The organism is Streptomyces sp. NPDC016469 (assembly GCF_040632905.1).
Classification (GTDB): Bacteria; Actinomycetota; Actinomycetes; order Streptomycetales; family Streptomycetaceae; genus Streptomyces.
This window is the reverse complement of record NZ_JBEYCQ010000032.1, coordinates 1-25,163: the sequence shown is the minus strand read 5'-3', so window position 1 is coordinate 25,163 and position 25,163 is coordinate 1. Positions and strand designations below refer to the sequence as shown.

22 protein-coding genes, 1 pseudogene and 1 CRISPR repeat array are annotated in these 25,163 nt (G+C 67.6%); of the genes and pseudogenes, 11 read left to right on the top strand and 12 right to left on the bottom strand.

The features are described 5' to 3' along the window. The first annotated feature begins 53 nt into the window (after positions 1-53). Positions 54-542: a hypothetical protein gene (locus ABZ565_RS29030; protein ID WP_361033145.1), complete on the top strand. Its 489-nt coding sequence runs from the start codon at positions 54-56 to the stop codon at positions 540-542. A gap of 1,054 nt (positions 543-1,596) precedes the next feature. Here ABZ565_RS29030 and ABZ565_RS29025 read toward each other — a convergent pair. The 5 genes from ABZ565_RS29025 to ABZ565_RS29005 all read right to left on the bottom strand — a co-directional run bounded on the left by ABZ565_RS29025 (position 1,597) and on the right by ABZ565_RS29005 (position 5,432). Beyond that, positions 1,597-2,118: a DUF6529 family protein gene (locus ABZ565_RS29025; RefSeq protein WP_361033142.1), complete on the bottom strand. Its 522-nt coding sequence runs from the start codon at positions 2,116-2,118 to the stop codon at positions 1,597-1,599. A 74-nt stretch (positions 2,119-2,192) separates the two neighbouring features. Then, positions 2,193-2,687: a hypothetical protein gene (locus ABZ565_RS29020; protein ID WP_361033139.1), complete on the bottom strand. Its 495-nt coding sequence runs from the start codon at positions 2,685-2,687 to the stop codon at positions 2,193-2,195. 827 nt (positions 2,688-3,514) lie between these two features. Then, positions 3,515-4,162, bottom strand: a complete 648-nt coding sequence (locus ABZ565_RS29015; protein ID WP_361033136.1) for a phosphatase PAP2 family protein — start codon at positions 4,160-4,162, stop codon at positions 3,515-3,517. Then, positions 4,159-4,764: a phosphatase PAP2 family protein gene (locus tag ABZ565_RS29010; protein ID WP_361033133.1), complete on the bottom strand. Its 606-nt coding sequence runs from the start codon at positions 4,762-4,764 to the stop codon at positions 4,159-4,161. The genes ABZ565_RS29015 and ABZ565_RS29010 overlap by 4 nt, the downstream gene beginning before the upstream one ends. Continuing rightward, positions 4,764-5,432 (bottom strand): DedA family protein, encoded by a 669-nt coding sequence (locus ABZ565_RS29005; RefSeq protein ID WP_361033130.1) that lies wholly within the window; start codon positions 5,430-5,432, stop codon positions 4,764-4,766. The genes ABZ565_RS29010 and ABZ565_RS29005 overlap by 1 nt, the downstream gene beginning before the upstream one ends. A gap of 117 nt (positions 5,433-5,549) precedes the next feature. On the opposite strand from ABZ565_RS29005, the gene ABZ565_RS29000 reads away from it, so the two are divergent. The 4 genes from ABZ565_RS29000 to ABZ565_RS28985 all read left to right on the top strand — a co-directional run bounded on the left by ABZ565_RS29000 (position 5,550) and on the right by ABZ565_RS28985 (position 9,764). Next, positions 5,550-5,924, top strand: a complete 375-nt coding sequence (locus tag ABZ565_RS29000; protein WP_361033127.1) for a BlaI/MecI/CopY family transcriptional regulator — start codon at positions 5,550-5,552, stop codon at positions 5,922-5,924. Continuing rightward, positions 5,921-6,853, top strand: coding sequence for a M56 family metallopeptidase (locus tag ABZ565_RS28995; RefSeq protein ID WP_361033124.1), 933 nt, complete (start codon positions 5,921-5,923; stop codon positions 6,851-6,853). The genes ABZ565_RS29000 and ABZ565_RS28995 overlap by 4 nt, the downstream gene beginning before the upstream one ends. A 486-nt stretch (positions 6,854-7,339) precedes the next feature. Further along, complete coding sequence (locus tag ABZ565_RS28990; RefSeq protein WP_361033121.1) at positions 7,340-9,292, top strand: APC family permease; 1,953 nt, start codon at positions 7,340-7,342, stop codon at positions 9,290-9,292. 109 nt (positions 9,293-9,401) lie between these two features. Then, positions 9,402-9,764 carry a VOC family protein gene (locus ABZ565_RS28985; RefSeq protein WP_361033118.1) on the top strand — a complete coding sequence of 121 codons (363 nt, stop codon included), beginning with the start codon at positions 9,402-9,404 and terminating at the stop codon, positions 9,762-9,764. A 351-nt stretch (positions 9,765-10,115) separates the two neighbouring features. Here ABZ565_RS28985 and ABZ565_RS28980 read toward each other — a convergent pair whose 3' ends face one another. Beyond that, positions 10,116-11,144, bottom strand: a complete 1,029-nt coding sequence (locus ABZ565_RS28980) for a transposase (protein ID WP_361033115.1) — start codon at positions 11,142-11,144, stop codon at positions 10,116-10,118. A 753-nt stretch (positions 11,145-11,897) separates the two neighbouring features. Then, positions 11,898-12,346: a CRISPR direct-repeat array (repeat unit 26 nt; unit sequence CGGCCCGCGCGCGCAGGGACGGTCCC). Between the two features lie 151 nt (positions 12,347-12,497). Here ABZ565_RS28980 and ABZ565_RS28975 point away from each other — a divergent pair. Continuing rightward, on the top strand, positions 12,498-12,929 hold the full coding sequence (locus ABZ565_RS28975; RefSeq protein ID WP_361033112.1) for a DUF6300 family protein: 432 nt from the start codon (positions 12,498-12,500) through the stop codon (positions 12,927-12,929). Positions 12,930-13,099: 170 nt separating this feature from the next. Here ABZ565_RS28975 and ABZ565_RS28970 read toward each other — a convergent pair whose 3' ends face one another. Then, positions 13,100-15,814: a Helicase associated domain protein gene (locus tag ABZ565_RS28970; protein WP_361033109.1), complete on the bottom strand. Its 2,715-nt coding sequence runs from the start codon at positions 15,812-15,814 to the stop codon at positions 13,100-13,102. Positions 15,815-15,948: 134 nt separating this feature from the next. Between ABZ565_RS28970 and ABZ565_RS28965 the strand changes: the two are divergent. The 5 genes and pseudogenes from ABZ565_RS28965 to ABZ565_RS28945 all read left to right on the top strand — a co-directional run. Continuing rightward, positions 15,949-16,191: pseudogene (locus tag ABZ565_RS28965) on the top strand (helix-turn-helix transcriptional regulator); the annotation flags it as partial. A gap of 195 nt (positions 16,192-16,386) precedes the next feature. Further along, positions 16,387-17,022: a hypothetical protein gene (locus tag ABZ565_RS28960; RefSeq protein ID WP_361033106.1), complete on the top strand. Its 636-nt coding sequence runs from the start codon at positions 16,387-16,389 to the stop codon at positions 17,020-17,022. A gap of 297 nt (positions 17,023-17,319) precedes the next feature. Next, positions 17,320-18,378 carry an ABC-three component system protein gene (locus ABZ565_RS28955; RefSeq protein ID WP_361033103.1) on the top strand — a complete coding sequence of 353 codons (1,059 nt, stop codon included), beginning with the start codon at positions 17,320-17,322 and terminating at the stop codon, positions 18,376-18,378. Then, the gene (locus ABZ565_RS28950; RefSeq protein WP_266526591.1) at positions 18,375-18,857 is read left to right on the top strand and encodes an ABC-three component system middle component 2; all 483 of its coding nucleotides are present in this window, start codon (positions 18,375-18,377) and stop codon (positions 18,855-18,857) included. Before ABZ565_RS28955 ends, ABZ565_RS28950 begins: the two co-directional genes overlap by 4 nt. Beyond that, positions 18,854-20,692 carry a hypothetical protein gene (locus ABZ565_RS28945; RefSeq protein WP_361033100.1) on the top strand — a complete coding sequence of 613 codons (1,839 nt, stop codon included), beginning with the start codon at positions 18,854-18,856 and terminating at the stop codon, positions 20,690-20,692. Before ABZ565_RS28950 ends, ABZ565_RS28945 begins: the two co-directional genes overlap by 4 nt. A 239-nt stretch (positions 20,693-20,931) precedes the next feature. Here the strand turns inward: ABZ565_RS28945 and ABZ565_RS28940 are convergent, their stop codons facing one another. The 5 genes from ABZ565_RS28940 to ABZ565_RS28920 all read right to left on the bottom strand — a co-directional run bounded on the left by ABZ565_RS28940 (position 20,932) and on the right by ABZ565_RS28920 (position 24,214). After that, positions 20,932-21,129: a hypothetical protein gene (locus ABZ565_RS28940; protein WP_361033097.1), complete on the bottom strand. Its 198-nt coding sequence runs from the start codon at positions 21,127-21,129 to the stop codon at positions 20,932-20,934. A 268-nt stretch (positions 21,130-21,397) separates the two neighbouring features. After that, positions 21,398-21,823, bottom strand: a complete 426-nt coding sequence (locus tag ABZ565_RS28935; protein ID WP_361033094.1) for a hypothetical protein — start codon at positions 21,821-21,823, stop codon at positions 21,398-21,400. 727 nt (positions 21,824-22,550) lie between these two features. Further along, positions 22,551-22,931, bottom strand: a complete 381-nt coding sequence (locus ABZ565_RS28930; RefSeq protein WP_361033091.1) for a hypothetical protein — start codon at positions 22,929-22,931, stop codon at positions 22,551-22,553. Between the two features lie 105 nt (positions 22,932-23,036). After that, entirely contained in the window at positions 23,037-23,510 is a 474-nt protein-coding gene (locus ABZ565_RS28925) for a helix-turn-helix domain-containing protein (RefSeq protein WP_361033088.1), read from the bottom strand. Then, positions 23,507-24,214 carry a hypothetical protein gene (locus tag ABZ565_RS28920; protein ID WP_361033085.1) on the bottom strand — a complete coding sequence of 236 codons (708 nt, stop codon included), beginning with the start codon at positions 24,212-24,214 and terminating at the stop codon, positions 23,507-23,509. Before ABZ565_RS28920 ends, ABZ565_RS28925 begins: the two co-directional genes overlap by 4 nt. Positions 24,215-25,163: the final 949 nt, after the last annotated feature.

The window sequence follows — 25,163 nt, the reverse complement described above, 5'->3', positions numbered from 1 at the left end:
GCACTGGCCGGGGAGGGCTCTCGGCAGTCTTCCCGCCGGCGGAGGAGATCGGCTTGGGGCCCAGGCCATGGTCGATGGCGGCGCTCTTGCACACGGCCGGCAAGCCGGACATCGTCCTCGGCCAGCATGCCGGCCCCTTTCCCGCCGGCACGATCGGCTGCCACGCAGGCCCCGCGCTCGCCGCCACGGATGCGCTCAAGGCCGCCCTCCACGGCAAGGGTGCCTACGGCTCCCGATCCGAGGCCGCGATCGAGCCGGTGGTGATGGCCGTGTCCACCGTGATGAGGCTGCTGACCGTGGTCTCGCGCGAGATCGCCGGCGGCGACAGCGCAGTGGTCAGCGTGGGCGCCCTCAACGCGGGGACGAAGGGCAACGTCATCCCGGACACCGCCGTGCTGAAACCCGGCATCCGCACGTACGACGAAGCGGTACGCAAGACGGTCCCGAGCGCGGTGAAGCGCATCGTCGAAGGCAAGGCGGCGGTGCCGGCGCCACACGGAGCCTCGACTACGAGCCGATCGACACCTTTCCCAGCCTGGTGAACGACGAGTCCGCCGTGGCCCGTACCCTCGCCGCCTTCCGCGATCACTCCGGCCAGCCTCAGGTCTTCGACCCCGGGCCGGCGACCGGCAGCGAGGACTGCGGCGTCCTCGAAACCGCGCCGGACACACCCGTCCGCTATCGGTTCTCGGCGGCATCGACCCGCAGACGTCTACAAAGGCGCAGCGGCCCGGGACGGTCAACCGTAATGCCCCCTCCAACCCCTCCCCGTACTTGGCACCGGTCATCAAGCCCACCCTCTCCACCGGCGTCGAGACGATGACCGTCGCGGCCCTCACTGGCCGCCGGGAAAGGGAAACCGCCTCGCAAACGGGCGCCCGCGTGATCGTCCTGGCACCCCGACCCGCCCTGGACGGCCTCGGCCGTGCCCCGGCAGCCCCTCACCAGTACGACCACGAGGGCATCACCCGCAGCCTCCTTCCGGCACCCGCCCGTGCTCCCAACCGCCGGGCGGGATGCGATTGTGGAGTCCGGGTGACTCTGCGGCGGGCCTTGGACGGACGATCGTGGTCGTTCATGTGGCGCCTGGCGCAGCGGCGCCTCTCGGTCAGGCATCAGGGTCCCGTGTGGACCGGCGCCCGGCGCAGTGCTGCCTGCGGATCTTGTTGGCGTCGCGTCGGGGACTGGGGCAGGGCCGGTGATGCGGAGCTCCCGGGCCGTTGCTTTGACGGCTCCGCCCCGGGAGCTTCGGCGTGCTGACGCCAAACGGGGTCGGCCCGGGCGCAGCCGTTTCAGGTTCCCCTGTAGAAGGCGACTGCGTCAGTGACGCGCGGCCCTGCGAGATGCACATCACCTGTTCAGCGCTCATCGGTGAGTGCCTCGGACGGCGGGCAAGTGAGTCGAGGGGAGGTGCCGCAGCGTCAGTAGTCTGTGGCCAGGGCGATGGCGGCAACGAAGAAGCCGACGAGGCCGACTGTCGCGGCGATGGGTTCGGCAAGGGCTGGGCGCTGCCGGCCTGGACCTTGCATGGGTAAGTGGAACGAAAAGCCCCATTACGGGGCGACCTAATGCCGCCGCGTGCCCGGAGCGGGGGTTTCAGACGGAGGAGAAGCCTGGTGCCGAGTCGCCGTTGAGGGCCCACAGGGCGGCGGTGTACCAGAGGAGGGCCACGCCGAGTACGAGCAGGGCGCCCACCGCTGGGAGCAGCCAGCCGGGCAGGCGTCTGCTGCGCACGACGATCAGTTTGGCTACGAACGCACCGTAGAGGGCGCATCCGGCGAAGGAGTGGATCGTGGCCCGCGGGGACATCGTCTCGATCCCGTAGGTAGTAAGACAGTGGTAGGAGATCGGTAGCGAGAAGAGGAGGCTGAGAAAGCCGAGCGCGCGGTGTCCCCGGCGCACCGGTCGGGGCGAGGAGCGGGTACCGGGCACGCGGCCGTACATCCACAGGGCGAGGCCGAGCTGAATGATGGCGAAGCCGAGCAGGGCGGTGCTGAGCTGGGCCTTGAGTTCGACTGCGGCGCTGCCGTGCTCCCCGAAGAGCCCGTTGCTGTAGCGCGGTGTGTGGTGGGTTCCGAAAAGGTAGATCCCGACAGCTACCGCGCTAGGCAGCAGCACGACAAGCACGACACTGGTTGAGAAGGCTTTGCGGTCGGCTTCGCCTTGGCGCGAACTCATGCCGTTCTACTGGCTCAGCTCTCGACCTGCTTGCCCTTGGCGTCCAGGACGTACCACTCGGCGCCGAACTGGTCGAGGGCCTGGCCGTTCGTCTGGCCAGGCTTCTTGTCGCCGGTGTAGTAGTACAGGGGATGGCCGTTGTACGTGACCTGCTGGTCTCCGCCGGAGCGTTTGGTGATGTCGAGAAGTTTCTGGTTGACGCCCTTGCCGGCCTTGGCGTTCCCCTTGCTGAGCAGCGGAGGCCAGGCTTTGGCGCAGTCACCCGTGCAGTTCGATTTGTTCTTCTTGTCGGCAAGGAAGAGGTAGAGGGTGCGGCCCTTCTCGTCGACGAGGATGGCGCCGAGCTTGTCCACGGACTTCGTGTCGACGGCGGCCGGTTTCGAGGGCGAGGCACTGGGAGTGGAGCCGTATGCCTCCTGCGATGTGTCGCTCGTACTGTCGGAGCACCCGGTCAGGGCTGCGGCGAACAGGACGGAGGCACAGGCGGTGGCCATGGTGGCACGCTTCATCTACGGCTCCTTGGGAGGGTGCGCGGCGTGGCCCCATGTCTCTCCCCGTCGGTGCCTGCCCACTCACAGTGCCATCCTCAACGCCACTCACCCGGCGCAAGTGCTCTCCCGCGAGACCCCTCACGAGGCGGTGGGCACCTTCATCCCCGAGTACATTGTCGGCGGCTGGTGGGGAAAGCCTCCTGCTTAACCGGTCCGGACCACCTCCCTGGGGTGTAAGAGGCCCTCGGTCGAGGCGATGAGGGCGGCCAGCAGTCCGATCCCCGCGGCGGTGCAAGTGAAGCGCACCGGGTCGAGGACCAGGTCACCGTTGACGGCTGGATCCTTCGGGCCTGTCCGTCTGCTCGCTGCCCGCAGGCGGCGAGCTCGGCGAGGTGGAATGCGTTAGCCAGGTAGTCGTCACGGACTGCGGAGGATCCGGTGAGCCGGCCAGTGATCGTGTGATGCGCTGTGAGAATCAGGGCCCCGTCGCGGACGGGATTCACCAGGGAGTCGTCAGCGTAATGCGCCTGGGAGGCGCCGAAGGTGGATACGGGTCGAGGCTGCGCCCGCTCCTCGACGACCATCTCCTGGTGGACCGCGAACCGTCTGGATCGCCGAGGCCGGCGAGAGGGGCGCAGTATCCGTTGGGCCGCAGGACTTGGCACACGCCCCGGCCTACCCCGTCCGCAGTCCGACGTCTGGCATGACCGCGTCGACCTTCGGCGGCCGGGCGCAGGCACTCTAGTTCCGGGCGGGCGTCGGGTCGAAGCCTTCATCCCGCAGGCCGCGCAGGATTACGTCGCGCAGGGCGTGGTCGCCTTCCACGACGAGGATCCGGCCATGGGTCACCTCGCAGTGGCTCGACTGGCCAGCAGGTACGCGCAGGCGGTCAGAGCCAGCCATGCGGTGGCAAACAGCCAGGCTCCGATGACGTCGCTGACCCAGTGCACGCCGAGGTAGATCCGGCTCAGGCCCACGGCCATGCCCCACATACCGATCAGGACGGCGGCCACGGGCGGGAGACGCGGACCACGCACATACAGCGCGGCCATCACAAGGCCCGCGGTCATCGCACTGGTGGAGGCGTGGCCTGAAGGGAAGGACCAGCCCGATGCGAGCGTTGCCCAGTCGGCGCGCGGTGGTCTGGGACGCGAGACCAGTGCCATGACTGCGTAGCGCAGTGCCTGCCCGGAACCGAGACAGAGCGCGAGTGCGGCCGCAGTGGCGGCCCGCCGCCTGACGGTGCCGTGCACGCACAGGCCCGCGAGGAGGACTACGACAAAGGGGATGACACCGGTGCCGGTCGCGGTGACGGCGCGGGCGAGGGCCAAGCCGGCGCCGGGCCGATGCGTCACGGACCAGTGGTGCAGCATCGCGTCGCCGGGCAGCAGCCTGGGCGCCGCACCGACCACGACTACGGTGATCAGGGTAAACGCCCCTGTTGCCGCCAGGGCCACGCCGCTGCACAAACGTGCACGCGGGCGACGGGTCACGCGGCAACCAGCAGCGGTCGAAGCGGGCCGTCCTTCAGCCACGCGGCAATGGCGTCCTGCCTGCGCCGCACCGGCCAAGTGGTGAGGAACGCGACCAGGGCGCCGACAAGGAGCCCGGCCAGGACATCGTGCGGGTAGTGCACGCCCACCCATACCCGGGAGGCGGCCATCAGCCCCGCTGCGGCCAAGGCGATGAGGCCCAGTCGGCGCGAGACGAGAAGGAGCGCGAAGGCCGCCGCGGAGGCGAGGGCCGCGTGGTTGCTGGGGAAGGACCAGTCACTGGGCGCCGGGCACGCTTCGAGGCTGGCGACGTGCAGCTGGTCGCAGGGCCGGTCCTCGTGGACTGCCAGTTTCAGAAGGGAGTCGACGCCATAAGCGAGGACGGTGACCAGGGGGACGGCCAGCGCGGTCACCACCGTTGGCGCCCCAGCCCGGCGGGCCTGCCACCAGGCGACGAACATCAACAGGGCAAACACTCCCAGTCCGTAGGCCGACCAGGTGGTGACCAAGCTGTCGACCCATTCGGGCGCCCGGTGGGCGAGAGTGACGATCTTGAGGTAGGCGGGGCCGTCGATGGCCGAACCGTCGTAGGCGAGACGCATCAAGGGTTCTCATTCCGTTGCTTGGCGGCCCGCCGGGAACGGAGCAGTTCTGCTGCGAGCGGCACTAGGGACACAGCGACGATCACCGCGATGATCGGCAGCAGGTAGCGGTCCACGTTGGGGACGGAGGAGCCGAGGGCGTATCCGGCCAGGACCAGGCCGGCCGTCCACGCCAAGCCACCTGCCGCCTGCCAGACAGTGAAGACCCGGGCGGGGACGTTCAGCGCTCCGGCGAGCGGGTTCAAGACCGTGCGCACGACGGGGACGAAGCGGGCCAGGACGATCGCCTTGGCGTGGCCGTATCGCTCCAGTAGCACTTCGGCGCGCTCGGCACCCTGGTGCAGGCGCGCGGACCGGCTTCGGGAGAGGGCCGCTGCACCTGCCCGGCGCCCGATGAAGTATCCGCACTGGGCGCCGGCCAGCGCACCGGCCGCCGAGGCGACCAGGACCCACGGCAGGGACAGCGTCGCAGGCTTGTCCGCGCTACCCGCGCACAGCAGGCCGGCGGTGAAGAGCAAGGAATCGCCGGGCAGGAAGAAGCCGACCAGCAACCCGGTCTCGGCGAACATGACCACCGTGATACCCAGCACGCCGAAGGCAGACAGCAGCGACTGAGCGTCGAGGACGTTCACCGCGAGCGAAGTCGCGGTGACGGCGGGTACGGCCATAAACGGGTGGCCTCTCACTGAATGCGGGCAGGGGGCGGTTGGGACAGGACAGCCGATGACTACAATGCGGTAGACGGTCTACCGCACTGTAGACGATCCGGAAGCGAGGGGAACGCAATGGCGGAGCACGCTGCCGAGCGCAGAGCGGCTGGGGAGCTGGAGACGAGCGTGCTCGCGGCGCTGTGGGCGGCGAACGGCCCCCAGACCGCCGGCCAGGTACAGCGCAGCCTCACGGTCGAGCTGGCCCGGACGACCGTGACAACGGCCCTGACCCGCCTCCACGCGAAAGGGGCCGTCGGCCGGGAACGTTCCGGTCGCGGATTTGCCTACTACCCCGTCCGGGACGCCCACGGTCTGACCGCTCAGCGTATGCACCACGAGCTCGACAAGGACCACGACCGCCACAGCGTGCTAGCCCGGTTCGTCTCCGACTTGGATCCCGAGGACGAACGCATACTGCGAGACCTGCTGGGAAACGGTGACGGCCAGTGATCACCGCCCTGATCGTGCCACTGCTGATGCCACTCGCGACGCCGGTACTCGTTCGGCTGGTGGAGTTCCGTCAGCGTCCCGCGGCTGCGATGTGGGCGCTGACCGCGACCGCGTGTGTGCTGGCGGCCGGTTGGATCGCGGCACTTGGCGGCCTTCTTCTCACAGGGATGCTCGCCGTGTCACCCCTTGCCCGACTCGGCCATCTGATCCACCCCCTGAACGCGGCGCCGCCCCCGGTCGCCTACCCGGCGGCCGCGCTCGCCGTCGGCACGCTTCTCATCTGCGTTTGCGCCGTGGCCCGGGCGGCGCTGCGCCAACTCCACCAGTACCGCACCGCGCACGCGCAGCTGCGCGACGCGCCCTCTGCGGGAGGCCTCAGTGTCCTGGACACCCCAGAACCCGACGCCTACGCCCTTCCCGGAAGCCCGGGGCGCATCGTCGTGACCTCCGGCATGCTGCGCGCCCTGGACGGACAGGAGCGAGAGGCTCTCCTCGCTCACGAACGGGCTCATCTGGCGGGGCGACACCACTACTTCCTCGCCGTAGGTGACCTTGCCACCCGCTGCCATCCCGCGATGCGCTCACTGCGTGACGCCATCGCCCTGGCTGTCGAGCGAGTCGCTGACGAAGCCGCCGCGACCGCGGTCGGCAACCGTCATCTGACAGCGCGCGCCATCGGTCGCGCAGCCCTTGCCAAGAGCACCGGCGTTCCCATCCGGCCCTCCTTCGCCGCAGGAGCCGCAGGCGGACCCGTGCCGCGGCGCGTGAAGGCACTGCTCCAGCCGGTGGCAACTTCTCGCAGACTGGCAGTCGCGGCAGCCGGCCTGCTACTTGCCTGCTCAGCCGCAACAGGTGGCGGAGCCGCAGCTGGGCTCGTGAGTCTGCATCACAATGTAGAGATCGCCCAGGGCGAAGTGCCGGACGGCTGACCGGGCGGCGCTCGCAGGATCGACCGCCGCCGCGACCTTCCTGCGCTCGTCCCCGCCGTCGGACCTCAGCTATCCGCATCGGGCCCCGCAGCCGGGCCTTGGCCCCTCGCTTCGACCTCGCCAACGCGCGTACACCCGCAATGGAGCCAGCAAATCACCCAGGCCCGGTGTCTGGAACCCTGACTTCGAGCTGATGAGCGAGCAGGCATGACGGATATCCGGACTCAGCCCCTGCCGACCAGGTCGAACTTCAGCGTGGGGGTCCTCCGTCCCGGACGGACGACTACAGAGCCTTCCCAGCCCGGTTGAGGGGTGGCCCGGTTCCGGCAGTGAGGTGCTGTCCTCGAGGAGTGTCAGGGCAGGGGACTTTGCGGCCGAGGCGGCGGGGGCGTGTGGGCCGGTTCACGGAGCCTGGCGTGTATGGGTCAGTGCGTTCCCCGTGGTGTCTGCCCAGTTCCTGAGTAGAAGCCCGTTCTGATGGGGGGTATGACCCTTGAACGGCCGATGTACCGCGTCAAACGGCGGCTCCTTGGCAAGCCGCTCACCACCGCGCGTGTCAGTGAGGAGAAGCTGAGCAACCGGACGGCGCTCGGTGTGCTGGCGTCCGACTGCATCAGTTCGTCGGCCTACGGCTCCGAGGAGATGCTCCGGGTCCTCGTGCCAGTGGTCGGAGCGGCCGCCTTCACGCTGGTCATGCCGGTGACCGGTGCGATCCTCCTGGTGCTCCTGCTCCTGACGGTCTGCTACAGCGACGTCGTCAGCATCTACACCCGGGCCGGCGGCTCCTACGTGGTGGCCCGGGAGAACTTCGGGCCGAACGTCGCCCAGGTCGCCGCCGTGGCCCTGCTGGTCGACTACATCGTCACCGTAGCCGTCCAGGTGTCGGCCGGCACGAACGCGCTGATCTCGCTCGCCCATCTGGCGGGCAATGGCTGGACGGGGCTGGACCACCTCCAGCTGCCGGTCTCAGTGCTGGTGATCCTGGTGCTCACGTACGGGAATCTGCGCGGAATCCGCGAGGCGGGCCGGGCGTTCGCGCTGCCCGCGTACCTCTTTATTGCCGCCATGAGCCTGGTCTTCATCGTCGCGGCGGTCCGCGCGCTCACGGGCGGACTGCCTCACGCCGACCTGAACGCGTCCGGTGCCGTGCCGCTGGGGGCTCCCGGCGACGGCTGGCTCCAGGGTGCGTCGCTGTTCATCGTGGCGCGTGCCTTCGCCAACGGCGGCTCGTCCCTCACCGGCCTCGAAGCGATCTCGAACGGCATCTCCGCCTTCCGCGAACCCCAGGGCCGAAACGCCCGGCGCACCCTGATCGCCATGAGCTGCGTGCTCGCCGTCCTGGTCCTGGGCGTCTCCACCCTCGCGCACTTCACCCATGCCGTCCCGTACACCGACGGGACCCCGACCGTCATCGCTCAGGAGGCGAGGCTCGCCTTCGGGAACAAAACAGTGGGGACACTGGGTCTGGTCCTCGTCCAGCTCGCGACCGCGCTGGTCCTCTACACCGGCGCCAACACCCCCTTCACCGGGTTCCCGTTCCTGGCGAGCTTCGTTGCGCAGGACCGGTTCCTTCCACGGGTCCTCACCCGGCGCGGGCACCGGCTGGCCTTCTCCAACGGCATCGTCACCCTCTCCGCTCTCTCGCTGGCCCTGTTGCTCGTCACAGGCGCCAGCGTGGACAAGCTCGTGGCGCTCTACGCGATCGGCGTGTTCACCGCCTTCACCATGGCCGGGGCCGGCCTCACCGCGTACCACCTGCGCAGGAGCGAGCCTCTGCGCCGGGCGAAGATCACGGCCAACACCCTCGCAGCGGGCGCCTCCGGCGCCGTCGTCCTGATCTTCGCCGTCACGAAATTCACCGAGGGCGCCTGGCTGGTCGTCGTCATCTTCCCGCTCGGAGTCTGGATGCTGATCCGCATCAACCGCGAGTACCGGCGCGAGGCCGCGGCCCTGGAACGGCTGCCCCCGGGCGCGGACCGGCCACGCACACACCGCCATCAGGTGTTCGTCCTCGTCGAGGCACTGGACCTGGCCACGCTGAAGGCCCTGCGGTACGCCCACGAGCTGCGGCCGGACACCGTCCGGGCCGTGCACTTCGCCATCGACGAGGACCACGCACGCCGGCTGTCCGCCCTCTGGGCGTCGACGGCCGCGACATCCGTCGAACTGGAAGTGGTGGCCTGCCCCGACCGCCGGCTGCGTCACGCGATGCGGGAACTTGCCGTCCGCACCACACAGGACCGGGAGACTTCCCTGACGGTGCTCGTACCACGACGTCTGTACGCCAACGCCCTCGGCAAGCTCCTCCACAGGGACACCGGCGAGAAGATGTCGAGGACGCTGGGGCAATTGCCGCACGTCGCGGTCACGATCCTGCCGTTCAACGCATCGCACGCCATGCGGGCCCTGGAGACCCATCACCTGCCCGACACGGACTGAGATGAGAACAGGGCTGCGCGGCCCCTTGAGGCGGCCCTGCCGGGGGCCCATCGCCAGGGCGTTTCGTATGGATCAATTCGTTGGAGCGGCATTCAGCTACAGTGCGCGCATGACAATTCGCCGCATCATGCCCAATGTCGCGACCCAGGACATTGAGGAGAGCCGGAGCTTCTACAGCGATTTCCTGGGTATGGAAGTGCGCATGGAGGAGCCAGGATTCCTGATGTTGGCCTCGCCGGAGAATCCGACGGCGCAGATGACCGTCGTATCCCCTGCCGCAGACTCATGGGACCCTCATACGTCGCAATCGGCAATGGCCGTCGAAGTCGAGGACATTGACGCCGCGTACACCGCAGCCGAGCGCCGTGGTTACCAGGTGGTCTATCCCTTGACCACGGAATCCTGGGGGATCCGGCGCTTCTTTGTTCAATCACCCGACGGAAGTGTCATCAGCGTTCACAGCCACGTCTGAGGGTGAAGGTGTTCACCCGGGCGTAGCCAGTGGGGATGTCGCGGCACGGTTCCGTGGGGGACACGAGACCTGACTCGGCGAAACCGAGGTCTCTCTCTGGTCACCGCCGACACGGGTGCCCGCGCTGCACAGCCCTGGTGCCGCGCAGCTGAGCTACCTCGCAGCGAAGAGCAGGGATGAACGGAGCGTCTTCCCGCATCAGGGAAGACGCTCCGTTCATCGTGGGGGCACCATGCTCTCCCCGACAGCTGCCGATGACGAAGGCAGCAGAAGCGTCGACGAACTGCGTACGGACCTGATGGACCAGTTCGGCCTGTAGAGACACGGCGCGCCCCGCCCGCACCCTCAGCTCTATCGGGGTGCGGTGGGGGTGTCGAGGTCGAGGGCGCGGTGCTTGATGTTGTGGGCGGCGCCGACGTCGGCGTGGGTGACGTGCCCGCACCGGGTGCACTCGAAGAGGGAGCGGGTGCGCCGGCTCTTGCGGTCGACGTGCCCGCACCGGTGACAGGTCTGCGAGGTGTAGGCGGGATTGACCGCGGTGACCCTCACGCCGTGCCACTTCGCCTTGTACTCGATCTGACGCCGGATCTCCCCGAACCCCACATCCAGGATCGCCCGGTTCAGCCCCGCCTTCGCCGCCACGTTCCGCCCCGGCGCCTCCACGGTGCCGCGCGCCGTGCGCGTCATGTTCTTCACCCGCAGGTCTTCGAGCGCCACGTGCTCGAACTGCATGACCAGCTGCTTGGTCAGCAGGTGCTGGGTCGAGGCGCGCCGCTGCGCGACCAGCCCCATGAGGTGCGCGACCTGGTCCCGCGCCTCGCACCATCCCGCGCTCTGACGGTGCGCCGGCAGCCCCTTCACATGGCGGCGGGCCATACGCCGCTGCCACTTGTTCAGCTGCCGGCGCGCGTTGTCCAGATGCCGCGGGTTGACGAACAGCTGTTCCTTACCGGCCGCGGTGAGGACCGGCTCCGACGTCGCGGCGAACACCGCCACCCCCAGATCAACCCCCACCGCCCCTGCCTCCTTCTGCCGACGGGAGGGCCGGGCGGGCGGCGGGACGGGGACCCGGACGTTGAACGACGCCCACCACTGACTGCCCTCACGCGCGACCGTCACCATCTTCACCACCCCGCCCCGGGCGATTACCCGGGCCAGCCGCCGCGCCGGCCGGTGCAACCGCACAATCAACGCCTTCTGACCGGCCGGGTCCTTCTCCCCACCGATCCGCACATGCCGCAGATCCGTCCCCACCAGCCGCACACTCGTCATCCGAAACGAATCCCGACACCGCCCCACCCGCTTCAGCCGCGGATACCCCACCCCCCTCCCCAGAACGCCGACCGGAACTGCGCCAGTTCGCGAACGCCGTATCCGCATCCCGAAATGCCTGCTGACACACAATCGCGTTCACCCCCGCCCACCACCGAAACATCCGCCGGTGCTCCGTCTCCCCCTCCCGAAGCGGCCCCACAACCGGCAGCTCCCGGACCGCGAGAAAAATCCGCTGCACTTCCGACCCCCGCGGCACGAACACCCTCGGAGCCCGCCGATTCGCCTCCTCACGACTCAGCCCCTCCGCCACCAACCGATCCCGCCCCCGAACCCACCGCTGCTGTGCCTCGTGCTTGAGTCCGTAGGCGAAGTTGAAGCTGGCGCGGGAGGCGTTGGCATAGCGCTTCAGCACGAGGAGCTGCTCGGGTGTGGGGTCCAGCGGCTCGCGGACGACGATGGTGGTGGTGTTCTCGTTGGCGGTCATGCTGCGGAGCCTGACATGCGCCACTGACAACGCTTGCCCTAGAAAATGCAAAAGTGTAGCTTACGGGTTGATTCAGGTTCTTTGGTTATGTTCGAGCCCTGGTCGCCCTATGGGGAATGGCCTCGTCCCCTGGATGGGGGAGTAGAGCGTCTGTGGACTGCACCAGCCACACGTGGCAAGGGCAGGGAATCCTCCGAGTTCGGAGACGGAAGCAGGCAGACCTCGCCCTCACGGGCAGGCCAACGTGGCCGGGAAACCGAGCCACCCGTCCCCTATGCGGGCACCCCGCTGTCAATACAGGGCTTTTGTCGCGATCGGTGAAAGTGGGCACGTAGACCATGTTCTGAGTGCTGCGATGCAGGTCAGCGAGAGTACGGCCCGCGCGCGCAGGGACGGTCCCAGATAGTTTCAGTTGATCAACGGTGCGTGTGTGTACGGCCCGCGCGCGCAGGGACGGTCCCGACACAGCGGGAGCCCCACCGCCATGCCAGCCGTACGGCCCGCGCTCGCAGGGACGGTCCCATCAACCCCAGCAGGCGCAGAGCCCACGCGGTGCGGCCCGCGCGTGCAGGGACGGTCCCGCCCGGTACCAGAAGGCGTACGAGGAGCTGCCGTGCGGCCCGCGCGCGCAGGGACGGTCCCCTCGCGGACTACCTGCGCGGGGGTGCGACCGGGTACGGCCCGCGCACGCAGGGACGGTCCCAGTCACGCACGCACCGCTGATCACTTAGCACTGTACGGCCCGCGCACGCAGGGACGGTCCCAACTGACAGCATCAGCCGTACGCCTCCAACAAGTACGGGCCGCGCGCAGGGAGGGTCCCAAGCGGATGCTCACGAATCTGTGATCCTGGCGCGGTGTGGTGCCCTTGCCCGGTGGGTGGGGGATCGGGCGGGTAGACCCCTTGACGCTGGTTGGTGGGTGGGCGGATCGTGGCGGTTCGCTTTACGTTCCGCCCCGAGAGGGGGACTTGTATGTCGTTCACCTGGCGCTATGTCGTAAGCCCCGACGGTTCCTTCTGCCGTATCGGGAACCTCAATGGCAGCCTCGACAACACCAGCGACGAAGAGCTTGCCGCGCTTCATCCCGTCCGTGCCGAAGACGAACAGCCGGCCCGGCCTTGCTCGCGGTGCGGTACTGAGCTTTTGCTGCACTGGCACGGTCCGTGGATGACCGGTGTCGACTGGCTGGAGCTCTGCCCGGCCTGCGACGCCGGCCGCCCTGCAGCTCGCGCGTTCATCCAGTGGCACCGCGACGCCGGTCGCGACCCTGGGGCGTTGCCCCAGCTGTTCGAGGACTGGGAGGCAGAGACCATGCACGCCCATGGCTGGTCCCGCGCCCCGCAGCCCGAGGCCCCGTCCAGCCCGCCGGCCCATGTGAGCCTCGTGCCACGCGGACAAGGCTGAGCGTATGGAAGACGAAACCTCCGGGGAAGGATCCCGGAGGCTTCCGTTTCGGTAGACAGCCGTGGGACGCGGGCGTCAGGCGACTGGCCTTCGGCGAGCCCCGACAGCGCGAGACCCCGGACTAGAAGGGTCCGGGGTGCTCTTGGCGGAGGTCTGTGGGCAGCAGGGGTTTATCGGGCGGCCTCGGTGGCCGGGACGGCGTCGGCCCACGCGATGCCGAGTTCGGCGAGTGCGGCGAGCTGCTCCGGGGCGAGCTTGTCGCGCCGTGCGCGGGTGTTGGACAGCCATACGCCCAGCTTGATGGTTACCGGTTCGGGTTGGTCGTTGACGGTGATGTCGACGGTGGCCGAGCGAGGGACGGGCCGCTGCCCCTCCTGCTCCACCCACTGGGTGAGGGCCGCCAGTCCGCGTTGAAACGCTGCCTGCGACTTACTTCCGGCCTTCGCCGGGCCCCTGACCGCACGCGTCCCCGCCGGGGCGGCCGACGGCGCGGTCGCGCCCTGGATGCCGAGCTTCGTGAGCCGTTGGCGCTGCTCGGGCAGGAGCTGGGCCCAGGTGCCCGGTTCCTGTTGCCGCCAGCGCCAGGTGCCGATGTCGTCACCGTCGTAGACGACGCCGCCCGCAATGTAGGGCAGGTGACCGTCGGCGTCGACCAGGTCGGCGAGCACCCGGTACTGGCGCTGCCAGTCCAGCGGCCACGGGCAGTTCCAGTCCTCATCGATCGCCGCCAGCTGCGCCGCCCGTTTCGCTGCCCGGTCCCGGTCCTTACCGAGGCCGCCCTTGCGCCGGAGGTTGGCCAGGTGCTGCCCGATCGGCACGGACCCAGTGCCGGCCGGGTCATCCCAGAGGGCGTCCTGACGGGGTGCGAGGTGCCCGGTCGACTTCCGGTAGGAACGCAGGACCGCGAGCTTGGCCTCCCACGCCTCCTCGCCCGGCTCCCACACCATCCCGGCCTCCGGCGCGTCCAGGAGCTCCTCGCGGTGAGGATCGAGCTCCCCCGCCCTCCGGGATTTGCGCTGCTGGTGCACCCAGCGGCCCAGCGGAAAATTCTTCGTCACACCGACTTCGACCTCGACGTCGTAAGGAACGGCGTGCAGTCCGGTGATCTCGTTCTCGGCCCGCCAGCGCAGCAGGGCTTGGTAGCCCTCCAGCCACACCAGCGACTCCGGCCGGTAGACCCGTGTCCGCAGGAACGCCGAGATCGTCGCCGCGTCCCGGGGCGTGGAGAAGTGCAGCAGCGCGGACTCAGCGGCTGCATCGGTGTCCCCGTCGTGCTCCTGGTCCTCGCCGTCGCTCTCGCCACCGCCCCCGACGATCCGCCCGTCCTCGTCGCGCCGGACGTGGATTTGCCGCCGGCCGCTGGTGAGGGCGCGGGAGGCCAGCTGCTCGACGAGGTGGGCGTCATGCGAGCGCAGGCCCTGGAGCACGGCAACCAAGGGGCGGAAGCTGGCAGAGGCGACCATGTCGGTGGGGTCCTCGCCGGGCTCCAGGAAGATCGGCACGATGATCCGGGCCACCTTCGTCGAGCCGTCCTTGTTGAGACGCAGCGCCCGGCCGATGTTCTGCACGATCTCCACCTGGGAGCCGCGGGTGTCCGCGAAACAGACCGCCTCCACGCCCCGCTCACCCGTGATGTCCACCCCCTCACCGAGCACACGGCAGCTGGCGAGGAAGGCGCGGTGCACCCGGTGCCCGGCCGCATCGATACCGTTGGCGAACTGCCGCAGCACCTCACGCCGCTCGGACACGAGGTGATCGCCGCACAGCCACGCCGACCACACCCGGTCCGGCGGCACGTGGCGGCCGGCCTCCAGCTCATAGAACTCCGCGTCGATCGACGACGCCGGCAGGGCCTCCGCGGCGGCCAGGTCCGCGTCGGAAGCATCGTTGGCGTACAGCTCGGCCGCCGTCTCCGGCAGCTTGTCCGCGAACACCCTCGCCTCCTCGACCTTCTGGTGGAACGTCATGACGGTACGCAAGTTGTGCGCGGCCGCGTGCTCCAGGAGCGCCGCCTGCAACAAGGCGAGCCGCCGGCCGCGCCGGGCCTCCTCCGTCTCGCCGAGGACGGGGGAGGGGTCGCGGATCTCCAGGACGTCGATCTCGAAGCCGGCGAGGATCTCCCGCTCGATCGCCTCCGACAGGCCGAGCTCGGCGCCAGGGAGCCACGCGCCGTAGATCCCCTCCGGATCGTCCGACATCGTCGCGATCTCCACCTCCTGGCCGTCGCCGCCCTTCCCCGGCTGGGGTGCGGCAAGGATGCGCGGGGTCGCGGTCAGGTAGAGCCGGAAGTCCGCCGGGATCCGGGTGTTGTCGTGAATCGCCGCCCACGGACGACCAAGATCACCAGCGGTCGAGTGCGCCTCGTCGACCACGGCGAGGTCGAACGGAGCCATCTGCTGGCCATAGAGCCGCTCCCCACCCGCGAGGGCGGCCTCCAGCGGCCCGCGAACCCTCCGCCGGCCCGTCGGGTCCTCCAGGTCCTCTCGGTCCACGAGGGAGGCGTACGTAGCGAACACGACCACCGGCCCGGTCCGGGCCCACAGGGCGAGCTGGACTGGGTTCGTCGTCGTACGCACCCCCAGCGAGTTCAGCACCGGGTCGTTCTCCAGCGAGCACACCGCGACCATCGGGGAGCGGTGACCCACTAGACGCCACGCCTGGGCGGTCTGCACGAGCAGGTCCAGGGTCGGCACGGTCACCAGAACCCGGCCGGCCGCGAACGACTCCAGCGCGCACGCGGCGGCCGTGATCGTCTTCCCCGACCCGGTCGCGGACACGATCGTGCCCCGCGCCCCCCGCGCCGGCACCCTGGCAGGGAACCCAACCCACTGGCGGAACGCGGCACGTTGAGTGACCTGGTGCTCCCTGAGCTGAATGCCTGACATCCCTGTGCCTCCCCGAGCGCCGGACTCCTGTGTCATTCACCGGTCCGCAAGCCCAATGCGTACGCCGTACGTACGGTAACTGTACGTGGAAAGTGCGGTTACTGGCGGTAGAATGGCGACTCAGGAGGTACTCCATGTCCGAACTGTTCGACGCAGTCGACGCCCTGGTCGCATCCCGCGCCGTGCTCCCGCCGGCCCAGGAACGCAAGCGGCTGCGCATCGCGCACGGCCTGACCATGGATGATGTCGCCCAAGCACTGCAGGTGCGCCGGGCCACAGTCTCCGCCTGGGAATCGGCAACGAAGCCCACCGAGCCGCGCGGCCCCGAACGCGAGGCGTACGCCCGGCTGCTGAACCAACTGGCAGAGTTCTACCCCACCTGAAGTCCGCACGATCGCACCGGTGCCCCCCGGCCGATACCCTTTGCCGATGTCCTGCGTCTCTGCGGCGGTGCTCCCGTCACCAAAGAGCACGTCTTCCCTCAGTGGCTGAACGAGTACCTCCCTTCAGGACGACAACAGACCGAACAGGCCCGTTACGGCGAGGGCGCCTACGACAAGACTCGGCAGACCGTGGGTCTGGACTTCACGGTCAAGAAGGTCTGCGCCCCGTGCAACAACGGCTGGATGTCGCAGCTGGAAGTCGTTTCCAAGGCCGCCCTCGCGCCTTTGATTGTCGGGCAAGACCTCGACCTCGAACTCATCTCCCTACGCCAGCAGCGTCAGATCGCGCTCTGGGCCACAAAGACAGCGATGATGGCCGACCAGGTCCAGTACACACCTCTCCTGCCTTCCCATCAGCTCCGGAGGATGCGCACTCACCGGGCGATACCCGGTGGTACGCGCGTCTGGATCGGAGCCTGCCAGCAACGCGAACCCCTCGTCACCAGCACCACCGTGAGAGTCGACCTCACCGGCGTAGGTGCGCCTGGGAGCCCGCAGCCGGTGGGGTTCTACTGTTCGATGAAGATCGGGCACCTCTGTCTCTACGTGTACTTCCCGGCCGTAGACGTCGTCATCCAGCACGCTCGTGAGTTTCACCTGTCGGTCGCTCGGATCTGGCCCCGCCGCTCCGGCGACTTGCCGTTTCCCCCTCCCGTCCAGCCGCGGAATGGGGAAGCCTTTGAGTACTTCGCCATGGCACTCAAGGAAAGCCTGTATCTCTACACACCCGAGGAAGCAGCTGCGCACAAGCTGCGAGAATCTTGATGCCGGGGCCGGACACGGTGTAGCTCCCCGGCAATCAAACCGCCAGCTATCCCGCCCCGAGCGAAGGCTGGCTGGTGCTGTCCGCTGCTCCGCGTGCGACAGCGGGCCGCTCGCGAGCGTGCACGTTGTGTCCCCAACCCTTCACGATGGACACGCGGGAATGATAAGACTGCGTTGCGTGATCATGCGTGGCAGCTCAGTGCCGGGGGGCGGTGAAGTGTGGCTGGGGAGCTTGAGTCAGGCAGCGATGGGGCGAGGCCGGTCTTCGAGAACATTCCGGAGCCAGACTCGCCTCCGGTGGTGGTCACAGTGCCGCAGGGCTCTCCTGCTTTCACCCCCCAACAGCTCCTGGCCCACGTCTACAAGGCCGATGACTGGGAGGACTTCACCGTTGAATGGGTTCGGGCACTCGGCCTGTGGAACGGGCGCCCCTACCTTCGAGTGAAAAGAATGGGCGGCTCAGGCGACCGAGGAGCAGACGTCGCGGCCTGCATGACCCCTCAGGGCACCGCTGGCGAGTGGCACTGCTACCAGTGCAAGCACTACAACAAGGCGTTGACCCAGAGCGATGCGTGGCCCGAGATGGTCAAGATCTTCACGGCGAAAGTGCTGGGTGAGTATGAGCTGCCCACTCGGTACGTCTTCGTGGCACCGAAGATCGGTCAGACCCTGGATCGGCTCCTCCTCCACCCGCCGAAACTGAAGAAGGATTTCCTCGAAGCTTGGGACAAGGCGGACTCCAAGCTTGGGGCGGACCTTGGCCCGGCCATACGTCGGGCGGTTGGGGACCTCGCTCGACAAACAGAATTCTCGATGTTCGAGGCCGCGAACATCGAGAACATTCTTGAGCTGCACGCCACGACCCCGCACCACGTACGGCGCTTCCCGGAGCGGCTCAAGCCGCGTCCAGATGCTGATTTGGCGCCCGCAGAGCAGAGGGCCGACGAAGCCGTGTACGTGCGGAAACTCCTGGACGTCTACAACGAGAAGTACGGCCTGCGCCTGGAGACTCTTGCCCAGGCTCGCGAGCACGAGCGGATCAACCGGCACCTGTCCCGCCAACGGGAGGCGTTCTTCCACGCAGACGCGTTGCGGCTCTTCGCCCGCGACAGCGTCCCCGAGGCCACCTACCAGAAAATCGAGACGAACCTGTACAACGCTGTGGTCGACATCGAGGACCGCGACTACCCCTGCGGACACGATCGCCTTGACGCCGTAATAGACGCCGCTGCAGCCCACCAGCCCAATCCGCACAACATCCTCGCCGCCGTCGTGGAAGTCATCGACCTCAAAGGTCTCTGCCACCATCTGGCGAACGACCACAAGCTGACCTGGTGCAAGGGGGAGTCTGCATGAACCCTCTCAACAGCCCCCTGGAAGTTGGCATCCGCGCCCTGGTTCTGCTGTCCGAGACTTTCCCCCGCCGCCTGGACGTCGCCCAGCTCGTCTACCTCGACCATGCGATGCTCCATAGCGGCGACCTCACTGACGGTCCATCCAGTCTCCACCCCGACCTGCCCGTCGGCCCTGGTGAACTCGGCATGCGACGGCGCCTCATTGAACAGGGACTCGTTGTGCTGATGCGCGCCGGGCTGGCCGACATGAACGCCACCGACGACGGCTTTCTCTACGGGGCCACAGAGGAGGCCGCCAGCTTCCTCAATGTACTGGAAGCCCCCTACGTCGGACTGCTCACGGAGCGGGCCTCCTGGCTGGTCAGCACCTACATGCACGAAGAATCGGACGTCCGTGACGGCATGAAGCAGATCACCCGGCGCTGGTTCGACCGCCTCATTGCTGACGCTACTCACCCAGCCGAAGGGGATGTGCTGTGAACAGGTTGACGCTGGTACACCTGACAGCCCTCGGAGTGGGCAAGCATCCCTCGACCGTTGAGTTCAACCCGGGCTTGACAGTCATCTACGGCGCTTCCGAGCGCGGCAAGTCCTACGTCGAGAAGGCCGTGGACTACATGCTCGGTGCCAGCGAGCTCAAGCCCATCCCAGAGGACAAGGGCTACAGTCGCATCCTGCTCGGGCTCCGAGCAGCCGACGGCAGGGTTCTGACCCTCTCCCGTGGGCTCGCGGACAGCACCATCGACGTGTTCAACAGTGACCTGCGCCAGCTCACCACGGCGCCGGCCGACGCCACGGTCAGTTTCAAGCACAGCTCGACCTCCCAGCGGAACATCTCCCGATATCTCCTCAAGATGCTGGGGATCGACGGGCTGAAGATCCTCAAGAATTCCCGCGGCGAAGTACGGCTGCTCAACTTCCGAGATCTGGCTCGGCTGTCAGTCATCAATGACTCGCGTATGGGCGGTGAGCGGTCTCCGGTCTTCGCCACGGGAATGCCGCAGAACGAGACAGGTGAGAAGTCAGTACTCAAGCTCCTGCTTACCGGGCAGGACGAACCAGTCGGCCCGACCGCTCCCGGCACTGTGGAGAAAAAGGTCGGCAAAGGCCAGGCCGAGATCCTGGACCGTCTCATAGACGACAGCCGTGCAAAGCTCACCGTAGCTGCGAACCCGTCCGAGCTACGTGAACAGCTGGCGCGCCTGCAAAACTCACTGGACGACGCCACTTCCCGATCCGGTCAGCTCATCGCTTCCCGCTCCACCCTTGTACAGCGTCGCCGCGCCCTCGAAGTCGGCGCGAGCGCCAATCAGCAGCGCACCAGCGAAGTGCGTCAACTTCTAGCCCGGTTCTCACTGCTGCGCGAGCAGTACGAGTCAGACCTCGATCGCCTGCGCATGGTCGGCGAAGCGGGGAATCTCCTCGGCTACTTCCAAACCGGCACCTGCGTCTTCTGCGGGGCAGAGCCAGAGCATCAGCACCTTGCGCATCACCTTGCTGAGACAACACAACTGGTGGCAGCTGTTACCGCCGAGACCCGGAAGACCACTGAGCTGCACCGTGACCTTCTCATCACGATCGAAGACCTTGACGCTCAAACGGCAGATCTGAACGCGGAGAGCGCCCGCCACGATGAGCAGCTCACAGCCATCGACAGTGAACTGCGCGTTCTTGAGGAGCAGCTCGCACCACTCACGACCGACACCAGTGAAGTTTTCACAGCGCGCGCCCGCCTGGAGCAGGAGCTAGCCATCCACGCCCAGATCGAGCAGCTTGAAGACATGAAGGCATCACTGCCGAATGCCCTACCCGTCCCACCGCCAGCGAGGCCAGACAGCATTCCCGCTGCCGACATCTCAGACTTCGAGCAGGCGATTCACCAGACGCTTCAAGCCTGGCATGTCCCCGGCGAAAACCGCGTCATCTACGACCCGTCCAGTGCAGAGATCGCCGTCGATGGTCGCCCCCGAGGGAGCCGAGGCCAGGGGATGCGGTCCATCATCCACGCGGCTTTCACCGTATCGCTGGCACGCCGCAACAAGGCTCGCGGCCTGATTCACCCCGGATTCGTAATGCTCGATTCACCCGTCGTCACATTCCGACAAGCCGAGAACCGGGAAGCCGATCCAGAACTGATGACCCACGACGTAGTCGAACACTTCTACCGAGACCTGCTTGAAGACCCCCCAGGCCAGGTCATCATCATCGAAAACGGCACTCCGCCCGCAACCATTACCGAACGTGCCAGGATCTACGCCTTTAGCGTCGACGGTTCAGAGCGTTTCGGCTTCTTCCCACCACAAGATCAGACTTAAGAGCCAAGCACCAGAATTGGGGTGACTCTGCCGGCGGGACCTCGGGCCGAGAAGCAGCTCGGCTGGTCGCGGGCGGTGATCGATTCTTCCCACGTGCGGGCCGCTCGGCGCGGCCCAAAACCGGCCTCAGCCCGGTTGACCGCGCACGGCCGGGCAGCAAGCAATTGCAGCCGTCTCCAAACAGCCTGAGAGCCCTGGACCCGCTGTGGTCCGGGGCTCGCTCGCGTACGCGGAGGCCGTTATGCCTGGACCGTCGTGTCCGAGGCCGGATAGCGGGGGGCCGGGATGGAGGCGCCAGCCTGCTCGGCGGCAAGCGCCTGGTCGACGAACTCCTTCACGAGCGCCGCCGTCTCAGCGACCGTCACGTCCTTCGTCCACATCGCCTTGTGCCACCAGCAAGACAGCTCGAAGCGGTACGTGCCATGCGCGAGCTCCACGTGTTCGATCCACGGCACGTGCTTGCACCGGCGCGCACGGATGATGTGGCGTTCCGCCGCCTCCACGTACATCTGGGCGAAGGCGGCGTGATATCGGGCGGGCAGGGTGCGTTGCTCCCGGCAGCCTCGGCACTCCAGCAGGTGCAGCGCTGCGCCCTCCTTGTTGTGGAGGAAGGACTGCGGAGTGCTCTTTCCCTCATAGGTGTTGCAGCTGCCGCACAGCGGCCCTTCTCCGAACTACCGGTTCGGCACGAGGGTGCGCGTTGAGTCAGGAGCGTCCCGGCTCTCGGTTGAGTTCGTGGTACGAGCGGAAGTCGAAGAAGCGCAGACCGTCGATCACTGCTCCGGACCGGATTTCCTGCACGGTCCAGGGGTGGGCGGAGTAGTCATCGATCGCCACGCCTCCATGTTCGAGTAGCAGCGCGATCAGCTGATGAACTTCTGCGGTGCCGTCGATCCGACCGGAGATGTCGATCTGCACGGCCCAGGTGGGGTGGCATCCGACGGCCCTGTCGAGGACCGTCACGTCGTCGGGCTCCCAGTCAGAGAAGAGGCAGCCGTTCTGCTCTTCGTCGATGTCGATGTAGAGGTTGCCGTCCAAGGTCCAGGGATGGCGCTGTTGGTTCAGGTGTCGATCAAGTGCGGCGATGGTCTCAGCTCGCTCACCTGCGGGGAACACGAACACTGTGCGCATGGATTGGAGCCTAGGCGGTCCGTCTTCGAGGCGGCTACGAGCAGCTGGTCGAACAGCCGCGCGATCGACGGTCTATTCGCCGTCATCGAGGACACGATCGAAGCTCTTGAGGACGGGATCCAGTTGCGCGGCCGCCATCCGGAGCGCGCAGTAGGTAGGCGCGACGCGAAGCGATCTGCACTAGGTGGTCGTGGAGGCCATCGAGGACGCCTATCTCCGTCAATGTGGTGGCGGCCGTGCGGGCTGGAAAGTGAAATTCACGGACGTGGAGTGGTGGAATACTGCGTTTAGCAGCGCGTGCTTTGGGCGTGCGGTAGACCTGAGGGCCGGACCACCGAGTCGCGTTACCGGCGGGGCTTTCAATTTCCTTATCCGATCTGAAAGCGAGTCCCGATGAGCACGTCCGACGGATGGCGGCCGCGCTGTGTCCCCGATGCCCGCGGGCGCACCGGGGCCCCGCGCACGCTGATCGACTACGCGAAGGTCGGCCAGTGTACGGCGCCGCGCGCGGGCATGACGTACAGCGAGGCGGTTGCAGCGTTCGAACAGACGGAGCAGCAGGCGCATCTGGAGCGTCGCGACGAAGCGGCCGACGACGGCGGCCGCCGTGCTGCGGAGCTCGCGGAGTGGCAGCGCGTCGCGCAGCTGCTCGCCGCAACCGGCAGCCGGTTCGACCCGGACTCTGACGTCGTCGTCCAGGTTGTTGGGGCTGGCCCGTGGCGTCCAGCTATGAGCACGCCTGCGCCGCGCACTCGAAGTACACGTCGATGTCCACACGGCGCCCGCGGCGTGCGACCTCGTACGCACCCTTCAGCGCCTCAAAGGCGGCCACCACCGGCAGAGCGGTGTCCTCGTACGTCCTGGTCGCCGTGTCCAGGTAGCGGGCGAAGCCGAAGTTGTACGTGTCCTCGCACTCCGCCTCGGTCACCCGCTGGTGCGCCTCGCGGACGGCCTCGAACCATCGCAGTCCGTCGTCCACACCCATGGTGTCCACGACGATCGTGAGGAACGGGGCCACCCGCTGCGCGGTCTCGGGCCAGCTGTCCGTGGCCGGGCCGAGGCGGTTGCCCAGCTCCTGGGCGAAGTAGACGCCGAAGTCGTACCTCACGCCCCACTCCTACCGCGCCGGCCGGCCCCTGGGCGCGTGGCACGCGGAGTCCCACCCCCGAGAACGCTCATACGGCCTGGCTACCTGTCGCGAACTCTGAGCGGGTCAGCTCACGGCGTGGAGGGCCCCCCGCCTCTTCGCGGCCGCAGCCTTCTTCGCGGCGGCGGCAGCCGCACGCTTTTTCCGTTGCTCGGCTAGCTGATCCTGGTAGGCGGCAACAGCGCGGTGGTAGTCGGCGACGTAGGTCTTGCTGTCCAGCCGGTCGGCCCTGGGCATGGCTTTGACAGCATCCAGGGCGTCTTCGGGGGAGTTGTAGCCAGCGAGCATCGGGTTGATCTGGTAGATGCCGTTACGGACCTTTCTGACCAGCTTGGCCAGCTCCAGTTCGCGCAGCGCGGCGTTCACGCTGGGGCGGCTGAGCCCGAGCAGCTCACCAAGGGTGGCCTGGTCCATCGCGATCCGACCGCCGGCCTCACTGCGAGCCCGCAGCTTCAGCAACGCCCGGTAGGCGGCAGGCGGCAGGTCCAGGTCGGCGAGAAGACCGTCGGCGTTAGTCGCCGACCACTTCAAGGTACTCACTGGGCTGACCCCTCCTCCTGGCGCTGCGCCCGGGACAGCCGGCGAGCAGCGCGTTCCTCAGACCGCTTCTTGCGCAGTTCCTCGATCGCCTCCCGCATGTGCTCCAGCGATGGGAACCGCACCAGGTCCGGCAGGCTTTCGTCCCTGCGGATCTTCGCGATCGTCTTGTTCTGGTCGATCTGGACGTACTCCGCCTCGACCAGCTCCGTGCCCGGGATGAACTCGGCTACACGGTACGAGTAAGGCGGGTTGAACTGGTAGACACCCCGACGCACCTTGAAGACGATCCCGTGCCCCATGATCTCCCGCAGCGCCTCGTTGACCTTCGCGCGGGGCACGTCCAGGACCGTTGCCATCTCCTCCTGCGTCAGACGGATCCGGCCGCCGGCCTTCTGGCAGGCGATCAGCAGCAGGATCAGCCGCAGCGGCAGCGCCTCGCGGAAGTACTGCGCGATCAGGAAGAAGAACTCCAGCGAATCCATGGAGAACGCCTTGGGCCGCTCAGGGGTGTCGTACACCTCCAGCGGCGTGCGCTCGCTGCTGATCGACACAGCCCGGCGCGGGTAGCGGCGCGCCACCGAGTCCAGGTCCTCAAGCGGCCGCGTCGGCGCCGACCACGCCTGAATCTCGTCCCCGGAGGGCAGTTCCGTACGGCGCGGTGCGCGCTTGGGCGCGGGACGACGGCGCTGCGGCTCGGGTGTCATGTGGCTCTCCACTCCGCTGATCATGGACGCCCGCAGTATGTCAGCCACACTGACAGATATGTCGGCACCACTGACATTCCGGCGAGTTGTGTCCCCCCGGCGGGACACAACCTCTCCTGCGTTCGCTGGCGGACCGCGGCACGGGCACCACAGCCAAAACGTCGGGCTCACTGACGTTCTGCGCGCAAAACTGTCAACCGCGCTGACATTCTGGCCGCGATGTGACTGCTCAGGAGGTACACAACGCCAGCGATATGTACCTCCTGAGGTGACAGACCGAGACTTTCACAGGGCTCTGACCAGCAGGTTCTTGATCGGCTTAAGTATTAAGTGGCTGAGGTCCACCCACCGGTGCCGACTGGACCCCGTTGTGGTCCAGGCCGCTTCGCGTGCGGGCCATCGACCCAGCGCCGACCGTAGGCGGCATCAGCGGTGCCGAGTCTCGGGTGGTGCCGGCCGTGACGAGGGAGCACCAAGGAGCAGGGGCCGGTCTCCGTGGGTGGTTCCGCTGTATGGCCCTGGGGGCCATACAGCTCAGGTACCTCCGCACGCCGAAATTAACACCTCGCGATATCTGAAGTACCGTTCTGTGGCTCAGGTTCACCCCTTCCCTATTCGTTATTCCTCGCCGCTCCAGCGAAATTCAGTTCGCCGCCTCTGCCCTCCCTTCCCATGTCCCACAGTTTCGCCAAAGCTACATTTGCATCAGCTGGGCGAAGCACCATCCCTCCCCGTAGCCAGCCGCCCGCGAAGCGGGCTTCCTGGTCCGGGAGCGAAGCGGACGGGCCGGGGTGGAGCGAAGCGGAACCCCCGACAGGCAGCCGCGAAGTGGCGACCTGTCAGGGCATCGCGCAGCGATGCCCGTTCACTGCGTTCACGGAGCGAAGCGCCCGGGTGAAGCCGCGCTCCGAGTCCAGCTCTCCGGACAGCGCCTGGAGCTCGGTGTGGT

Coding starts and splice junctions, on each gene's coding strand:
- ABZ565_RS28935 (WP_361033094.1), bottom strand. CDS start 21,823: ATGCGCACAGTGTTCGTGTTCCCCGCAGGTGAGCGAGCTGAGACCATC.
- ABZ565_RS28975 (WP_361033112.1), top strand. CDS start 12,498: ATGTCGTTCACCTGGCGCTATGTCGTAAGCCCCGACGGTTCCTTCTGC.
- ABZ565_RS29000 (WP_361033127.1), top strand. CDS start 5,550: ATGGCGGAGCACGCTGCCGAGCGCAGAGCGGCTGGGGAGCTGGAGACG.
- ABZ565_RS28970 (WP_361033109.1), bottom strand. CDS start 15,814: ATGTCAGGCATTCAGCTCAGGGAGCACCAGGTCACTCAACGTGCCGCG.
- ABZ565_RS28980 (WP_361033115.1), bottom strand. CDS start 11,144: ATGCGGATACGGCGTTCGCGAACTGGCGCAGTTCCGGTCGGCGTTCTG.
- ABZ565_RS28920 (WP_361033085.1), bottom strand. CDS start 24,214: ATGACACCCGAGCCGCAGCGCCGTCGTCCCGCGCCCAAGCGCGCACCG.
- ABZ565_RS28990 (WP_361033121.1), top strand. CDS start 7,340: ATGACCCTTGAACGGCCGATGTACCGCGTCAAACGGCGGCTCCTTGGC.
- ABZ565_RS28950 (WP_266526591.1), top strand. CDS start 18,375: ATGAACCCTCTCAACAGCCCCCTGGAAGTTGGCATCCGCGCCCTGGTT.
- ABZ565_RS29010 (WP_361033133.1), bottom strand. CDS start 4,764: ATGCGTCTCGCCTACGACGGTTCGGCCATCGACGGCCCCGCCTACCTC.
- ABZ565_RS29005 (WP_361033130.1), bottom strand. CDS start 5,432: ATGGCCGTACCCGCCGTCACCGCGACTTCGCTCGCGGTGAACGTCCTC.
- ABZ565_RS29020 (WP_361033139.1), bottom strand. CDS start 2,687: ATGAAGCGTGCCACCATGGCCACCGCCTGTGCCTCCGTCCTGTTCGCC.
- ABZ565_RS28985 (WP_361033118.1), top strand. CDS start 9,402: ATGACAATTCGCCGCATCATGCCCAATGTCGCGACCCAGGACATTGAG.